Annotated in this window: 16 protein-coding genes; 9 read left to right on the forward strand and 7 right to left on the reverse strand. The window is 35.8% G+C overall.

All coding sequences use genetic code 11. The features are described 5' to 3' along the window. Positions 1-14: 14 nt before the first annotated feature. From K350_RS0111095 to K350_RS0111105, 3 genes are all read right to left on the reverse strand, one after another. Positions 15-407 (reverse strand): hypothetical protein, encoded by a 393-nt coding sequence (locus tag K350_RS0111095; protein ID WP_028979979.1) that lies wholly within the window; start codon positions 405-407, stop codon positions 15-17. Between the two features lie 5 nt (positions 408-412). Then, a complete protein-coding gene (locus K350_RS0111100; protein WP_028979980.1) occupies positions 413-1,267 on the reverse strand; it encodes a universal stress protein in 855 nt (284 codons plus the stop codon). A gap of 72 nt (positions 1,268-1,339) precedes the next feature. Beyond that, positions 1,340-2,206, reverse strand: coding sequence for an alpha/beta hydrolase family protein (locus tag K350_RS0111105; protein WP_028979981.1), 867 nt, complete (start codon positions 2,204-2,206; stop codon positions 1,340-1,342). A 157-nt stretch (positions 2,207-2,363) separates the two neighbouring features. Between K350_RS0111105 and K350_RS0111110 the strand changes: the two genes are divergently transcribed. The 3 genes from K350_RS0111110 (at position 2,364) to K350_RS0111120 (ending at position 5,465) form a co-directional block, all read left to right on the forward strand. After that, the gene (locus tag K350_RS0111110) at positions 2,364-3,341 is read left to right on the forward strand and encodes a polyprenyl synthetase family protein (protein ID WP_028979982.1); all 978 of its coding nucleotides are present in this window, start codon (positions 2,364-2,366) and stop codon (positions 3,339-3,341) included. A 37-nt stretch (positions 3,342-3,378) separates the two neighbouring features. Then, on the forward strand, positions 3,379-3,873 hold the full coding sequence (locus K350_RS0111115) for a hypothetical protein (RefSeq protein WP_028979983.1): 495 nt from the start codon (positions 3,379-3,381) through the stop codon (positions 3,871-3,873). A 179-nt stretch (positions 3,874-4,052) separates the two neighbouring features. Further along, positions 4,053-5,465, forward strand: coding sequence for a sialate O-acetylesterase (locus K350_RS0111120; RefSeq protein ID WP_028979984.1), 1,413 nt, complete (start codon positions 4,053-4,055; stop codon positions 5,463-5,465). Positions 5,466-5,550: 85 nt separating this feature from the next. On the opposite strand, the gene K350_RS0111125 is transcribed toward K350_RS0111120, so the two are convergent. After that, positions 5,551-6,015, reverse strand: a complete 465-nt coding sequence (locus K350_RS0111125; RefSeq protein ID WP_156027004.1) for a hypothetical protein — start codon at positions 6,013-6,015, stop codon at positions 5,551-5,553. 152 nt (positions 6,016-6,167) lie between these two features. On the opposite strand from K350_RS0111125, the gene K350_RS0111130 reads away from it, so the two are divergent. Both K350_RS0111130 and K350_RS28335 read left to right on the forward strand, forming a co-directional pair. Further along, complete coding sequence (locus tag K350_RS0111130) at positions 6,168-6,902, forward strand: DUF4136 domain-containing protein (RefSeq protein WP_028979986.1); 735 nt, start codon at positions 6,168-6,170, stop codon at positions 6,900-6,902. 79 nt (positions 6,903-6,981) lie between these two features. Beyond that, complete coding sequence (locus tag K350_RS28335) at positions 6,982-7,974, forward strand: MBL fold metallo-hydrolase (protein ID WP_037575264.1); 993 nt, start codon at positions 6,982-6,984, stop codon at positions 7,972-7,974. 63 nt (positions 7,975-8,037) lie between these two features. Here K350_RS28335 and K350_RS0111140 read toward each other — a convergent pair whose 3' ends face one another. The 3 genes from K350_RS0111140 to K350_RS0111150 form a co-directional block, all read right to left on the reverse strand. Further along, positions 8,038-9,084 carry a M42 family metallopeptidase gene (locus tag K350_RS0111140; protein WP_028979987.1) on the reverse strand — a complete coding sequence of 349 codons (1,047 nt, stop codon included), beginning with the start codon at positions 9,082-9,084 and terminating at the stop codon, positions 8,038-8,040. A gap of 72 nt (positions 9,085-9,156) precedes the next feature. Further along, the gene (gene pyk / locus K350_RS0111145) at positions 9,157-10,578 is read right to left on the reverse strand and encodes a pyruvate kinase (protein WP_028979988.1); all 1,422 of its coding nucleotides are present in this window, start codon (positions 10,576-10,578) and stop codon (positions 9,157-9,159) included. A 2-nt stretch (positions 10,579-10,580) separates the two neighbouring features. Continuing rightward, positions 10,581-11,012: an IPExxxVDY family protein gene (locus K350_RS0111150; RefSeq protein WP_245598620.1), complete on the reverse strand. Its 432-nt coding sequence runs from the start codon at positions 11,010-11,012 to the stop codon at positions 10,581-10,583. A gap of 161 nt (positions 11,013-11,173) precedes the next feature. Here K350_RS0111150 and K350_RS0111155 point away from each other — a divergent pair, with 161 nt between their 5' ends. From K350_RS0111155 to K350_RS0111175, 4 genes are all read left to right on the forward strand, one after another. Next, entirely contained in the window at positions 11,174-11,413 is a 240-nt protein-coding gene (locus tag K350_RS0111155) for an acyl carrier protein (protein ID WP_028979990.1), read from the forward strand. Between the two features lie 30 nt (positions 11,414-11,443). After that, entirely contained in the window at positions 11,444-12,691 is a 1,248-nt protein-coding gene (gene fabF, locus K350_RS0111160; RefSeq protein WP_028979991.1) for a beta-ketoacyl-ACP synthase II, read from the forward strand. 139 nt (positions 12,692-12,830) lie between these two features. Further along, entirely contained in the window at positions 12,831-13,571 is a 741-nt protein-coding gene (gene rnc, locus K350_RS0111165; RefSeq protein WP_037575267.1) for a ribonuclease III, read from the forward strand. Positions 13,572-13,798: 227 nt separating this feature from the next. Next, the gene (locus tag K350_RS0111175) at positions 13,799-15,661 is read left to right on the forward strand and encodes a nitrilase-related carbon-nitrogen hydrolase (RefSeq protein ID WP_028979993.1); all 1,863 of its coding nucleotides are present in this window, start codon (positions 13,799-13,801) and stop codon (positions 15,659-15,661) included. Positions 15,662-15,878: the final 217 nt, after the last annotated feature.

Here is a 15,878-nt window from a genome sequence, read left to right on the forward strand (position 1 = left end):
GGCATAATATGTTTTTACATGTATTTTTCAAGGAAAGCTCTGAAATCTGCTTTAAGATCATCAAATATTTCATTAAAGCTATCCATTCTCTCTTCCAGATTATAATGTTCATTTGCTGTTCTTTCATCAACTGCATTGCTGAAGTCCTTTTCAAATTCAGCCATAACTCTTCCCATGCGATTGATATCATGTTTTAATTTTATAATTTCATCATGTTGTATAAAAAACTTATTTTGAAATTGTTCTATCTGAATTTTAACATCAATATCACTATAGTCTGAGGCAATCTCTTCAAGATGTTCCTGAAAAATTTTCAGTTCATCATTGCAAAACTCCAGCTTATTCAACCATAACTTTTCGTCAAAATGAAGCCAGGAAACCAATCTTCTTTTTTCGTCCGCTATCATATTATTTAACCTTTATAATTTTTTTCATTCAATAAAAACATAGGAACCTCTACTCTATATAAGCTTTTATCAATCATACTTTTGTAAAAAAGCCTTCTAAAGAAAGAAGTGCTGTGTTTCATTAATGCAATCATATCCACATCTTCATCCGAAAGAAAGTTTTCAATTGCATCATATCGTTGCTCCGATACAAGCATTTCAAACTTTACCTTTCCGAATTCGTCAGTTGCTTTTATTTTTTTTCTTAACCTGTCAAAAAGGACAACATCAAGTCTTAAGCTAATGGGATCAGCAACATGAAGCACTGTTACTTTAGCATTAAAGATCTTTGCAAAATTCACGACCTCATCAATTGCCAGATGGTCAAAATCACGCAGACCACATGCATATACAATATGGCTGAATCCCTGGAAGGACGCATCTGCAGGTACAGCAAGTACCGGGCATCTCACATGATCGAGTGTTGAAATTGTAGTACTTCCAATCCATTTTGAAGTAATAGAATTGTCATAAGCTCCCATTACTACCAATTCAACATTTTCTCTATGAGCAACTTCTGCTATTTCATTCACAGCTATTCCTGATGAAAACTTATAATCGCATCCTACTCTGCTTCCGTCAAGATATTTTTCTGAACTCACGATGTCACATGCTTGACGTAATTTTCCCTTTGCAGAATCCTCCTGATCTTCCAGTATTTCCTCCACCATAAATGTAGGAATAGTAGGCTCCATAACTGGCAAGGGCGCTGAATTGAATATAATAACCTCTGATACTGCTTTCCTAGCTATACCTTTGGCAAAATATAATGCATTATTTGAACTGTCTGAAAAGTCCGAAGCTAGTAGCAACTTATCCATATCTTCTACCTTTATTTGATAACATTAAAAGACAGAAGATTAATTCGAATGATTGTAAATGAGAATTTGACTTCAGTTTTTCAACTCGATGTTCTGAAAATATTCCGCAATTAAGTCGCAGACGATTTTGAAATTCATTGGCAGTAGTTTCTCAATATATGGATGCTTACCTCCAAAAGTATGATCCGCATTTTCAATAACTTTTAATTCAGCAATGGGATTGCTATTTTTTAAAGCAAAAGCATGATCGATAGGCACAGTTAAATCAGATGTTCCGTGAATAATTAGGAGATGTTTTAATTTTGAAGCAGCAGATATAACATCAAGTCTTGATTTATTTGCAAGATAAGATTCCAGAAACTGAGGGTAAAGAGGCATTTTTTGACCCGTTCTTGCATTGTCTACAAATACCGTTTCTCCTTTTTTCCATACATCAATATCCCTATCATGGAGAAATTTCTTTAGATCAGCAACTCCTGCCAGTGATATCACAGCCTGTACTCTCTTATCTTCTGATCCTTTCAAAATTGCTATTGACCCACCTCTGCTATGCCCTATCAGTATCAGTTTCCGCTTATCCCACTCTCTTGAAGGAATAATTTCATCTTCAAAGATCTGATCTATCATAGCCTGAACATCTTCAAGTTCAATGATAAAATTATTCCTTCCAAACCTATCAAGGTCATTAAATTCCAATGGACTATCAAGGGTTGTTCCATTATGTGAAAAATTCATTTTGATAAATACATAATTCAATTGAGTAAAATACTCCATCATCAGATCAAAATTTCCCCAATCCTTAAACCCTTTAAACCCATGTAAAAATATAATCAGAGGTTTTTCAATTCCATCTGCAGTATAGGATAGATCATATAATAGCTTTCTGTTATGACTTTCCAAAGCCAATTGTCTGTTTTTAAGTAAAATATGTTTTGCCATAATTGCTTCGTCTAAACCTCGTGATAAACTACTGAAAACCAATACCGATAAAATCAATAAAAACCTCTGTATTATAAACATATTTTTAAATGAATAAAATAAGATTTTTAAAGGTCAGCCCTTTGGAAACAGTATAAATAGATTGTAATATTGTACCATGGCTGTCAGTATTAAAGAAATACAAGCTCCGATTGAAGACGAAATAAAGGATTTTGAAAAGAAATTCAGAGATTCTATGAAAAGCAATGTAGTGTTGCTCGACAGAATCATGACTTATATCGTTAAAAGAAAGGGGAAACAACTTAGGCCGATGTTTGTATTTCTAATGGCCAAAACATGTGGAGGAATAAGTGAATCTACCTATAGGGGTGCAGCACTAATTGAACTGCTCCATACTGCCACACTTGTTCATGACGACGTGGTGGACGATGCTAACTATAGACGCGGATTCTTTTCCATAAATGCCCTTTGGAAAAACAAAATAGCAGTTCTCGTCGGTGACTACCTGCTTTCCAAAGGACTGCTCCTCTCTCTTCAGAATGATGATTTCAGCATACTTAAAATAGTTTCCAATGCAGTAAAGGAAATGAGTGAAGGTGAGTTGCTTCAAATAGAAAAAGCAAGAAATCTTGACATTACAGAAGAAGTATACTTTGAAATTATCCGTCAGAAAACTGCATCTCTTATAGCTTCCTGTTGTGCTGTTGGCGCCGCCTCTTCTGGTATAGATACAGGTGCTATAGAAAATGCCAGACTTTTTGGAGAAAAAGTTGGAATGGCATTTCAGATAAAAGACGATCTCTTTGACTATAATACCGAAGCTGTTATAGGTAAACCTATAGGCATTGATATAAAAGAAAGAAAAATGACCCTTCCTCTCATCTTTGCTCTCAACAAAGCCAGCTGGTGGGAAAAAAGGAAAATCATTAACATCGTTAAAAATCAAAACGATAATCCTAAAAAAGTTGCTGAAGTAATTCAATTTGTGAAAAATTCCGGAGGTATTGCCTATGCCACGGAAATTATGAATTCTTATATGAATCAGGCAAACTCCATCCTAGAGACATTTCCTTCCTCTCCTTACAAACAATCCCTTCTACAGTTGGTTAAATATACAATAGAGAGAGACAAATAATTTCTCTTATTGAATTTAAACTAATTGGGAAGAAATCATGAGAAGTAGTGCATTAACTTTAAAATCTGTCAGAAAGAATGCTTACAGGTATACAGAAAGCATAGGAGATTCAGCAAAAAAATTTGCTAAATCAGTGAAAAAATCTTTCGCCAAAATTGATTGGGAAGGAATGGGGAAGGAAACCAAAAAGCAAGTAAATTTCCTTTCTAAAAGAGGGCAAAGATTAATACTTCAGGCTAAAAAGTCAGTGAGATTAACCGCCAGAAAATTAAGAAGAAAAGCGTGGTATAGAGAATTTAAGAGAGGAGTATTCTTTCCTAAAAGAGCCAGAATCCTAAGAAACCTGGCAATTTTAAACGGAAGATATCTTCAACTTTTAATAAATCAAAAAATCAGAAGAGTAAATAATTCGTTTACTTCTGACTATCCTGCTTTAAGAAACTTTGCGGATGACACTTTAGCCATCACAAAGTTTTTCTTTGGAACACAAATTCCAAGATATACAGGACTAGCCCTGGAGAGAGTGAGATAAAACCTAAGCAGCATTTGTGTCTGAAAGAGGCTATTAAATATAGCCTCTTTTTTATTTTCTTTTTTATTTTCTTTTTTATTTTCTTTTTTATTTACTGTAATTATTCAGTTACCGACGCTAATTTCCTTACAGACTTTTTTATATATTTAAAATCCTACAAATCAACCAGTTTTTTATCAATGCGAAACACCTTACTAGTCTTATTCTTATTGACCATTGCTCCTTTAGCAATAGCTCAGATTCGTCTTCCGGCTGTATTCACTTCAAACATGGTAATTCAGCGAAACAACGAGATACCTTTCTGGGGATGGGCAGGACCAACACAGGATATCCAAATTCAGTTAAGTTGGGATACAACAATAGTTCAAACCAAAGTTTCCAATACATCTTTGTGGAAAGCGACAATAAAAACTCCTTCAGCTGGCGGACCTCATACAATTACGATCAAGGCTGGCAGTGAGAAGAAGATAATTGAGAATGTAATGTCAGGAGATGTATGGTTATGCTCCGGTCAATCCAATATGGAATGGAACATGAATCTTTCTGCCGATGGAAAGCCATATTTAGATAAGCAAAATGATCCTCAGATAAGATTATTCCAGGTACCAAGATCAGCTGCTTCTACGCCTCAGATTAAAGGCGAAGGCAATTGGAATCTTTGTAATGGAGAACCACTGAGATGGTTTAGTGCAGTTGCATACTATTTTGGAAAGACTCTTAATACTGAACTAAAAGTACCCATAGGCCTTATTCATTCAAGTTGGGGAGGAACACCAGCTGAAGTATGGGTTCCCAATGGCATTATAGAAGCAGATTCCCTTCTTAAAGCGGCGGCAGACAAACAATGTGAAATCGACCGACCATGGTGCCCTTCCGCTTCGGGAATGGCTTATAACTCAATGATAGCTCCACTAATTCCATTTAAGCTATCAGGTATTATTTGGTATCAGGGTGAATCAAATGTAGAACACCCATACTCATACAAACTACTGATGGAAAAATTAATATTAAACTGGAGAAAAAATTTTCAATCAGAGCTGCCCTTTTACTATGTCCAGATAGCTCCTTACAATGGATATGGTGATAATCTGAATGGTGTATTGCTTCGAGAACAACAATCTAAGCTCTTGGAGGTGCCTAAAACTGGTATGGTCATAATTTCGGACGTAGTTGAAAATGTCAACGATATTCACCCGCCATACAAAAAACCTGTAGGTGAAAGATTAGCTTACCTGGCACTTGAAGATACATATCATATCAAGACAAAATCAGCAAAAAGTCCCTCTTACAAAAGCATGAAAATTGCAAATGGGAAAATACAACTTACATTTGATAATGCATCTAAAGGGCTTACAACCAAAGCAGGCAAAGAACTCAATGGTTTTATTATTGCAGGCAGTGACAAACAATTTTATCCTGCAAAAGCTGTAATTAAAGATAATACAGTCACCATATATTCTCCCAAAGTACCGAAACCAGTAGCTGCGAGATTTGAGTGGACAAATGATGCACTACCAAACCTTTTTAACAAAGATGGATTACCTGTTTCTTCCTTCAGAACAGATGAATGGGGAATTGAAACAAATCAATAAACCAATACTGAGTCACTCCTCAGTTTAAAAATATTGATAAGATGGCTGCCTGTTTTATCAGGCAGCCATCTTATTGAATAAACATTTAGTACCCGGCACCAATATTACTTCCGGCTCCCATAGAACCAGGGCTTGCTCCTGGCGCACTGGAAGGTTGTGGAGTTGATGTACTAGGCAACATACCATTATTTGGAAGTCCTCCGTTATTGGGCAAACCTCCGTTGTTAGGCAACATTCCACCATTAGGCAATTGACCGTTACTTGGAAGTCCACCATTATATTCAATACCAGGATTTACCTGAGTATTTGGATTAATATTAGGATTTGTAGCTGGGTTATTATTATATATACTTGTTTCATTCCTCAACTGAGTTCCATCCATTGAACCTGGAACTGTCGGGTTAATGGAATAGTATGATTCATCGGGAGAACTTTTTACTCCGGGATAAAGGTCTGTATTCCTCCCTATGATAGTCGTATTTGTATCAATTTGCGCAAAGGAACCGAAACTCAATCCCATTGCAAACATTATCATCAGCACTATTTTCATATTCCTGTTTTTCATCAAAACAATTCAGGTCCGGGCATAGTGCCAAATATCCCTAAGATCCCTTACCTCTTACCACTTCGACAAATTTGTATATGTTTATGCCAAACATTTTTTTATGGTCACATATTATTTAAATAAGGAGGAAAGTAGTGATGAAAAGATTAGTGTGGTTAGTTATCGGTGTGGTACTTACTCTGTTTTACGGATGTCAGCCAGGAAGTAATGCACATACAAGTTATAATCCAGACACGGATTTTTCCAAGTTTAGGACATTTGCTTGGTTGCCTAAACAACTCCCTGAACAGCAAGGAGAACAGTTGAATGACGTAATGAGCTTATATAATAACGAGCTAATTGAATTGAAGATAAAAAGGATGGTAAACAGTGATTTGCTAGATAAAGGTTTATATCTAGACTCTCTGAATCCAGACCTGTTATTTACATATTCTATAGTAATGGAAAACAGGGAAAGGTACACCAATACACCATTGGTGGTAAATCAGCCTAACCTTGCAGTTCCTAGGTTTTACAATTATTTCGAACAACCTTATACAATGTATAATTATCTGACGAATGATTATAACATATACCCATATACAACCTATTTTGGGGGAATAAACATGTACAATACAACACCAGATGGTATTTACTATGGTGCAGGCATATACAGGCCTCAGATACTGGGAAATATAAGTGAAAAAGTTCAATATAAGGAAGGAACTTTGGTTATCGATGTAATAGATAGGAAAACAAACCAGTTAGTCTGGAGAGGTTACAGTAGTGAATCATTAAATAGTCCAACTATGTTTGAAAACCTGTTACCAAGCCAGATAAATGGCATTATGGAGCAATTTCCGTCTCCTTACCTTTCTAATGGTTTGTATTAAATACATAGTTTGCATAATTTAAAAACCTGATGTTTAATATAGTTAGATATCAGGTTTTAACTTTTCACTAAATAACATTGTGAACAAAACAATATATGTTAATAACCCCTCTTTGCATACAGTCAAAGTTGGTTATCCTGGAAATCTTTTAATTGATGGAGAATTCACAAATTCCGACACCAAAGATGAAAACTCATTTTTTAAAGTGCTTAAGTGGAAGTTAACCAGCAATCCTCAAAGAGAAGAAAAGAAAAATGAAAACTATAAAGTCGACGTTGTCAAAAATAATAACTTTATAAATAGTGATCAGGATATGATTGTCTGGTTGGGACATTCAACTTTTTATATTCAGATTGACAAGGTAAAAATCATTACAGATCCAGTATTCTTTAATTTGCCATTCATTAAAAGAAAAGCTGAATTTCCATTGGCACCGGAAGATTTAATCGATATTGATTACTTGCTGCTTTCTCATGGACATAGAGATCATTTTGATGAACCATCATTAAAAATTTTATTAACTAATAATCCATCTATACAAATCTTAGGGCCTCTAAACATTTCAACTCTTTTCAAAAGACTTGATTTTAAAGGAGAGATACAGGAAGCTGGGTGGTACCAGCAATTTAAATCAGAGAGTATAGACTTTGTCTTCCTTCCTGCCAAACACTGGCATCGCAGAGGATTTAGTGATTTTAACAAAGTTTTATGGGGAAGTTTTTACGTCAAAGGGAAAAACAAATCAATATATTTTGCAGGAGATACTGCTTATGGATCTCATTTTAACGAAATCCGGAAAGCTGTGCCTCCCATAGATTATTGTCTTATGCCTATAGGTGCTTATAAACCACCCTTCCTTATGAACCTCTTTCACGTAAATCCTGAAGAAGCTTTTAATGCTTATCAGGAGCTTCACGCCAAATATTTCATTCCCATGCATTATGGAACTTTTGATTTATCTGATGAACCAATGGGAGAACCAGAAAGAGAAATTAAAAGATTGTTCAGGGAGCAAGAGGGCTTAGAAAATTTATTAATAGAGCCAATTGGCAAACCAATTTTTATATCATAAAACACAAAGCCCCTGGCTGCTTTACTTCCAGAGGCTTTAGTTAAAACTTATTACTTATTACTTCTAAAAATTCCAGTCAAACTTATCAATCCCTTCAATTGCTCTTGACAATAAGTTGATAGAATGTTTCACATCGTCCTTATTCACCATTTCAATCACCTGATGTATATGTCTGGTAGGAATTGAAATAGCCCCGGCAATAGCACCCATTTTTCCGCCTTTTTGAAGTGGTGCTGTATCAGTGCCACCAGCAGTAAGAATTTCAGGTTGCCATTGTATAGAATGATTTGAGGCTATCTGTTTTAAGTAGTTTACCATCCTGTAATCAGCAATGGCAGAAGAATCCATTATCTTTATTGCTGTCCCTTTTCCAAGCTCTGTAATTTTCTCCTGAGGTCTTGCTCCCGGAACATCATAAGCGATAGTAGTATCAATGGCAATTCCAAAATCAGGATCTATCTGATGAGCAGCAGTAGTAGCACCTCTTAAACCCACTTCTTCTTGCACCGTAAATACTGCATAAAAATCATATGGAGGACTTTGAATCTGCTTCAATGCTTCAATAAGTATAAATACACTTATCCTGTTATCAAGAGATTTACAGTTGATGTTATTCCCCATCTCGATGAGACTTCTTTCTCTTGTAATCGGATTTCCAATTGAAACAAATTTTTCAACCTCCTCTTTGGTCATGCCTGTATCGATGAAAAAATCTTCTATTTTGGCGGGTTTTACTTTTTCCTCCGGAGACATTACATGCACAGGTTTACTCCCCATCACACCAATAACATCTTTACTCCCATGGACTATTACTCTTTGCGCAGTAAGCGTTTTCGGATCAAATCCACCGAGAGGGTGGAAAAAGATAAATCCTTGCTCATTGATATAGGTAACAATGAAACCAATTTCATCCATGTGTGCAGCGGCCATCACTTTTTTAGCGCCGGTCAGTCCTTTCTTTAAAGCGATAACATTTCCCAGATTATCTACTCTGAATTCATCAACAAGAGATTTTATCTGTTCGATAACAAAGGCCCGAATTTTTTGCTCGTAGCCAGGAGCTCCAGGAAGCTCGCAGATTTTAGTTAATAATTCTAAGTTCAATTCCATATATGCTTAAAAATAAAAAGGGACTGTAAAAATTAAAACAGTCCCTTTATAATAAATATTTATAGGTAAATGTTATTCAACTACACCTAATTTTAGAGTATTTGCTCTTTGTGTATATGTAAATGGCATGCTTGCCGTAGTCACATAAGTATCACCTTTTTTCAATAAACCTTCTTTAACAAGAAGATCTCTAACCCCTTGAATTGTCTCATCGGTGGTAGTGAACTTATCATAATAAATAGCTTTTACTCCCCAAACAAGGCTTAGTTTTGTAAGCATTGCTTTGTCAGAAGTTACGATGATGATATTTGCTTTTGGTCTATGGCTTGCAATTCTGAATGCAGAATAACCAGACTGAGACAATCCAATGATAGCTTTTGCATTTACATGATCGGCAAGTGTACAAGCAGTAGCAATCACACTGTCACTATATGACGAATCTTCTTTATTGGTATGTTTGTTATAAATATTCTCAGCTTGTCTTTCAACTGAAACACAAATTCTTGACATGCTTTGAACAGTAAGTACAGGGTATTCACCGCTTGCAGTTTCAGCACTAAGCATAACTGTATCAGCTCCATCTATAATAGCATTAGCCACGTCGTTGGTTTCTGCTCTTGTAGGTCTAGGACTAGTGATCATGCTTTCCATCATCTGAGTAGCGATAATTACAGGTTTACCTGCTATACCGCATTTCTTCACGATCATTTTTTGCATCATCGGAACATCTTCCATTAACACTTCCACTCCCAGATCACCTCTGGCCACCATGATAGCATCAGTTTCAGCGATGATTTCATCTATGTTTTCAATCGCTTCAGGTTTCTCGATTTTAGCAACTACCTTAATATCTTTACCAGATTTTTTGATAATTTCTTTAAGGTCTCTCATATCCTCAGCTCTTCTTACGAAAGAAAGAGCGATCCAATCAAGTCCTTGCTCAATTCCGAAAATAAGATCTTTTCTGTCCTTTTCAGTTAATGAAGGCTCAGAAACATTGGTATTAGGAAGGTTGATACCTTTTTTAGATTTCAATATACCACCATAAACGATCTCTGCAGTAACCTCACCGTTTTTAGCAGCAAGTACTTTCAATTCAATTTTACCATCATCAATAAGGATAGCATCGCCAGGCTTCACGTCAGAAGTAAGAGACTGATAAGAAGTACTTATCTTCTCTTTTGTACCCATGCAATACTCTTTAGTAATAATAATCTGTGCCCCTTCTCTTAATTCAACACCGTTATTTTCAACTTCGTTGGTTCTGATTTTTGGTCCTTGTAAGTCTTGAAGAATTGCAATATTAGCATTGTGCTCTTTATTTAATTCTCTGATGTATTGGATCACCTGAAGGTGCCCTTCGTGGCTTCCATGTGAAAAGTTTAATCTGAAAATATTTGCACCGGCCTTCACCAGCTCCCATAATTTCTCTTTCGTGTTACAAGCGGGTCCGACTGTTGCAATAATTTTTGTCTTTTTGTTAATCTGCTCCATTTTCAAAAAATTAAGTTTTCTTTAGACTTTAATTTATTTACTTCAATTTTTTTTACGTATTGTACTATTTGCAATTCTTTAAGTTTCTCAAACAGTTCGGCTGTTTCAAACAGCATAACTTCTCCGGACATGTGAATAAAATAGTCATATTCTTTAAGCTCGGGGACCAGGAAGGGCTTGGGAAGATTCTCCGATTCGCAGGATCTATTTTTTAATAATCTGAAAGCACTGTATTCTTTCTCGTAAATATAATTAGTGATTACCAGTTTCCAATCTTTAACAAAGTCAAGTTTTAAATCCTCCTGTTTACAGAGATTAATACTTAACACCTTATTAATAGACCATGCTAATTTATGAGCCTTTACTGCAGAAATTATAGCAAAAAACTCAAAATCATACTCATAATCGACTACTAGCTTTGTAGTTTTCATCATTATTTGCCCTACAGGCCTATTTTAAGGGACGTAAATATATAATTAAAAAGTTGCATGTGGAAAATTTATTATGTTTTTGATCAAGAATAAAAAATTTTGTTTGACAATATAGTTTTTAATGTATTTCTTTGCACCGTGTTTTACTAAACTCATTTAAAACAATGTCAGAAATAGCACAAAAAGTTAAGAGTATCATTATTGACAAATTAGGTGTTGAAGAATCTGAAGTTACTTCAGAAGCTAGCTTCACAAACGACTTAGGAGCTGACTCCTTAGATACAGTAGAATTAATCATGGAATTCGAAAAAGAATTTAACATATCAATTCCTGATGAGCAAGCTGAAAACATTTCAACTGTTGGTCAAGCTGTTGCTTATTTGGAGCAAAACGTTAAACAATAATTTCTTTAGATTCCCTCTCAAAATTCTTTTATGAATTTAAAAAGAGTTGTTGTAACAGGATTAGGCGCACTTACCCCAATAGGAAACAATGTTGAAGATTACTGGAAATCATTGTCCACTGGAGTAAGTGGTGCTGCTCCTATCACCCGCTACAACGCTGAAAAATCAAAAACCAGATTTGCCTGCGAAGTTAAAAACTTCAACGTAGAAAACTTTATTGATAAAAAAGAGGTCAAAAGAATGGACCCCTTTACTCAATATGCTATAGTGGCATCTGATGAAGCTATCAAAGATTCAAATCTTGATCTTAATACAATAAACAAAGATAGAGCTGGAGTTATCTGGGGTTCAGGAATAGGCGGTCTTCGCACTTTCCAGGACGAAGTTTCAGGATATGCACTTGGTGATGGAACTCCAAGATTCAACCCTTTCTTTATACCTAAAATGATCGCCGATATCAGTGCCGGTCATATTTCCATGAAGTTTGGTTTCAGAGGTCCCAATTTCGTTACTGTCTCTGCTTGTGCTTCTTCTACCAATGCTATTGTTGACGCCTTTAACTATATTAGATTAGGAATGGCAGACATAATGGTAACCGGAGGATCAGAAGCCGCTGTTACAGAAGCGGGAATCGGTGGTTTCAATGCCATGAAAGCTCTTTCTGAAAGAAATGACGATCCTTCTACAGCTTCTAGACCTTTTGACAAAGACAGAGATGGCTTTGTTCTTGGAGAAGGTGCTGGAGCTCTTATAATAGAGGAATACGAACATGCTAAAGCAAGGGGAGCTAAAATTTATGCTGAAATAATCGGTGGCGGTATGTCTGCAGATGCATATCACTTAACTGCTCCACACCCTGAAGGTTTAGGACAAATAAGTGTTATGAATAATGCACTTGCTGATGCAAAACTGAAACCTGAAGATATTGATTATATCAATGTTCATGGTACTTCAACACCATTAGGTGATATCAGCGAACTTACTGCAATTCAGAAAGTATTCGGAGAACATGCATATAACCTAAGCATTAGTTCTACCAAATCCATGACAGGTCACTTGCTTGGCGCTGCTGGAGCTATTGAAGCTATTGCTTGTATTCTTGCAATCAAACACCAAACTGTTCCTCCTACCATCAATCATTTTACTGACGACGAAAGAGTTGATCCTAGATTAAATTTGACTTTCAACAAAGCGCAGTCTAAAACGATAAAGGTGGCGTTGAGCAATACTTTCGGGTTTGGAGGGCACAACTGCTCTATTATTCTCCGTAAAATTTAAAAAATTAATAACTTTAACCATTATAAGGTGTTAACTCTTTGGAAGATTTAACACCTTTTTTTTATTTTTAGCATTCAAAGCTGAACTTAAGAGTTCAATTCTGATTCTGTAGTATTATTATATTAAAACTTACTAAAATTTGATTTCCTACTTAAGGAGAATTTCGAACCTGTTTAATAAACAGCTGGTAAAGGAAAAGGCTTTTGCTAAATCAATTGCAAACATCACTGGACAAACTCCTATCAATCTTAACCTTTATAAACTTGCTGTATGCCACACCTCTGCTGCAAAAGAGGATAAGCTTGGTGTCCGTAGCTCTAATGAAAGACTGGAATACCTTGGTGACGCAATACTTGGCGCTGTAATAGCAGAATTTCTTTTCAAAAAATTTCCTTATAAAGATGAAGGATTCTTAACTGAAATCAGATCAAGAATCGTAAATCGTGAATCACTCAATAAACTTGGAAAAAAAATAGGACTCAATAAAATTGTCGAGTTTAACCCAGGCAGAGGTGGCAATACCCACAAGTCTCTTTATGGAGATGCTCTTGAAGCCTTGGTTGGAGCAGTTTACCTCGACAAAGGCTTCAAATCTTGTAGAAAATTTATTCTTTCCAGACTCTTACAACCTCATTTCGATCTAAATGAGATCATAGAAAACAACCTTAATTTTAAAAGCGTCTTAATTGAATGGGCCCAAAAGGAATCGAAAGATATTAAGTTTGTAATTATCAAAGAAGTCGGAAGTATCCATCATAAGGAATTTACAGCCCAGGTGCTTATTGAAGATGAACCTGTAAGTACTGGAACTGGATTTAGTAAGAAAAAAGCAGAACAAGCCGCTGCTGAAAAAGCCTGTCAAATCAGGGAAATCAAATAACTTTCAACTTAATTCACTTTCGTCGTTATACATAGCTTTTAAAAATCAACAGAATATGCTTTTTAAAAGCTGAGATCATTGAAATTATTAGGCTTCAATAATTCAATTTTCTCTGCTTCATTTTTATCTGAAAAGTCACATTTTCTTGAATTTATTAAATCATAAATTTTACATTTGGCCTTATCAAACCTTTTCAGGTTTGAGTAAATGTATAAAACTAACTGCATATGAGAATTGCTGGTGCTGCACTCAACCAAACACCACTCGATTGGGACAATAATATTTCTAACATTATAGCCGCAATCAATGAAGCAAAGGATAAAAAGGTCGACGTACTTTGTCTTCCGGAGCTTTGCATTACCGGCTACGGTTGCGAAGATTGGTTCTTAAGTGAATGGGTGGCGGAAACAGCCCTGAAAAATTTGATTGACCTTATCCCTCATACCACAAACATCGTCGTAAGCTTCGGACTCCCTATAAGATTCAACGATCTAGTATATAATTGCGCCTGTCTTGTCAAAAACAAAGAAATTCTTGGTATTTCAGCCAAACAATTCTTAGCTAATGATGGAGTGCACTATGAGCCAAGATGGTTTACGCCATGGCAGCACTCTCAAATAGAAAACTTCAAGATAGAAGGAAAAAACTATCCTTTCGGGGACATCTTATATAACATTGATGGAATTAAAATTGGCTATGAAATTTGTGAAGATGCCTGGAGACCTGATAATGTGAGACCAGCATCCAGACTTTGCAAACTGAATGTCGATCTTATCCTGAACCCTAGCGCAAGTCACTTTGCTTTTGCCAAATCTGATTTCAGATATAATCTCATTATCGGAAGTTCAGAAAAATTTAATTGCACTTACCTCTATGCAAACCTACTTGGTAATGAAGCAGGTAGAATGATTTTTGACGGAGAGGTTTTGATTGCCAGAAACGGTGACCTTATTCAACGCAATGACAGACTATCTTTTAAAAACTTAAATCTAGTCTATGCGGATATTGATTTTTCCACAGGAAAAGTCTCTGAAGATCCACTGCAGCCGGATGATAGAGAAAAAAACTTCGAATTTTGGGAAGCTGTTACACTAGGTCTTTTTGATTATATGCGAAAAAGCCATAGCAAAGGATTTGTGCTATCACTCAGCGGCGGTGCTGACAGCTCTGCCTGTGCCGTAATGGTTTCCGAAATGATAAAAAAAGGGATAAAAGAACTTGGGGTAAAAGAATTCCTAGATAAAGGAGGCCTCTCTCCTATTCCTGGAATTGAATCAGAACCATATGAAAGCCAGATCAGATTAGTTACAGAAAAAGTGCTAACCTGCGCCTATCAGTCTACAAAAAATTCAGGAAGAGAAACATATGAATCTGCAGAAAAGCTGGCTGATTCCATTGGAGCCAGGTTCTATCATTGGGATGTGCAAGATCAGGTTTCAGGCTATATTAAAACAATTGAGCATGTACTGGCTCATCCTCTTAGTTGGGAAAAGCATGATATCACTTTGCAGAACATTCAGGCACGAAGCCGATCGCCAATAATATGGATGCTTGCAAACATTAATAACGCTTTGTTAATCACAACTTCCAACCGAAGTGAAGGAGATGTCGGATATGCCACAATGGATGGCGATACTTCTGGCAGTATTGCACCAATTGCTGGTGTTGACAAGCATTTTATTCAACAATGGCTGACCTGGGCTGAAAAAAATCTGGACCAACCAGGCTTACGTTTTGTAAATTCACTGATACCCACAGCTGAATTAAGACCGGTTGAAAAAACTCAGACCGATGAGAAAGATCTTATGCCATACTGGTTATTGGCAGATATAGAAAAACTAGCTATCAAAGACAAGAAATCTCCACTTGAAGTATTTAATATTCTGGCAAAAGAAAATAAAACTGAGCCAGCACTACTTAGATCTTATGTAGACAAATTCTTTAAAATGTGGGCAAGGAATCAATGGAAACGAGAAAGATTAGCTCCTGGTTTTCATCTTGATGAGTTTAATGTCGATCCGAAAACGTGGTGTAGATTTCCGATTTTAAACAGTGGATTTAAAAATGAGTTAAAAAAACTTAAGGATTAAATTGAAAACTTAATTATCTATAATATTTCCAGTTGAACTCAGGTAAATGATATGAATCAAGACTTGAAGACAGCATTTTGAAAAATGATTCGTCTGTAAAAAATTTCAAAAACAAAAAATAGAATAAAAATAACAGGCACACATTCAATAAGGGGATCCTTATACTTGGTTTTTCCTTCGGCCTAAAAGATCTCGTTGTTTTCATAATTGAAAAATT

The organism is Sporocytophaga myxococcoides DSM 11118 (assembly GCF_000426725.1).
GTDB classification, from domain to species: Bacteria; Bacteroidota; Bacteroidia; order Cytophagales; family Cytophagaceae; genus Sporocytophaga; species Sporocytophaga myxococcoides.

What these genes read in the sequence shown, in the direction of transcription:
- K350_RS0111155 (WP_028979990.1), top strand. Translation starts at nt 11,174, where the DNA reads ATGTCAGAAATAGCACAAAAAGTTAAGAGTATCATTATTGACAAATTA.
- K350_RS0111120 (WP_028979984.1), top strand. Translation starts at nt 4,053, where the DNA reads ATGCGAAACACCTTACTAGTCTTATTCTTATTGACCATTGCTCCTTTA.
- K350_RS0111110 (WP_028979982.1), top strand. Translation starts at nt 2,364, where the DNA reads ATGGCTGTCAGTATTAAAGAAATACAAGCTCCGATTGAAGACGAAATA.
- K350_RS0111175 (WP_028979993.1), top strand. Translation starts at nt 13,799, where the DNA reads ATGAGAATTGCTGGTGCTGCACTCAACCAAACACCACTCGATTGGGAC.
- K350_RS0111140 (WP_028979987.1), bottom strand. Translation starts at nt 9,084, where the DNA reads ATGGAATTGAACTTAGAATTATTAACTAAAATCTGCGAGCTTCCTGGA.
- K350_RS0111130 (WP_028979986.1), top strand. Translation starts at nt 6,168, where the DNA reads ATGAAAAGATTAGTGTGGTTAGTTATCGGTGTGGTACTTACTCTGTTT.
- K350_RS0111095 (WP_028979979.1), bottom strand. Translation starts at nt 407, where the DNA reads ATGATAGCGGACGAAAAAAGAAGATTGGTTTCCTGGCTTCATTTTGAC.
- K350_RS0111125 (WP_156027004.1), bottom strand. Translation starts at nt 6,015, where the DNA reads ATGAAAATAGTGCTGATGATAATGTTTGCAATGGGATTGAGTTTCGGT.
- K350_RS0111115 (WP_028979983.1), top strand. Translation starts at nt 3,379, where the DNA reads ATGAGAAGTAGTGCATTAACTTTAAAATCTGTCAGAAAGAATGCTTAC.
- K350_RS0111150 (WP_245598620.1), bottom strand. Translation starts at nt 11,012, where the DNA reads ATGATGAAAACTACAAAGCTAGTAGTCGATTATGAGTATGATTTTGAG.
- fabF (WP_028979991.1), top strand. Translation starts at nt 11,444, where the DNA reads ATGAATTTAAAAAGAGTTGTTGTAACAGGATTAGGCGCACTTACCCCA.
- pyk (WP_028979988.1), bottom strand. Translation starts at nt 10,578, where the DNA reads ATGGAGCAGATTAACAAAAAGACAAAAATTATTGCAACAGTCGGACCC.
- K350_RS0111100 (WP_028979980.1), bottom strand. Translation starts at nt 1,267, where the DNA reads ATGGATAAGTTGCTACTAGCTTCGGACTTTTCAGACAGTTCAAATAAT.
- K350_RS0111105 (WP_028979981.1), bottom strand. Translation starts at nt 2,206, where the DNA reads ATGGCAAAACATATTTTACTTAAAAACAGACAATTGGCTTTGGAAAGT.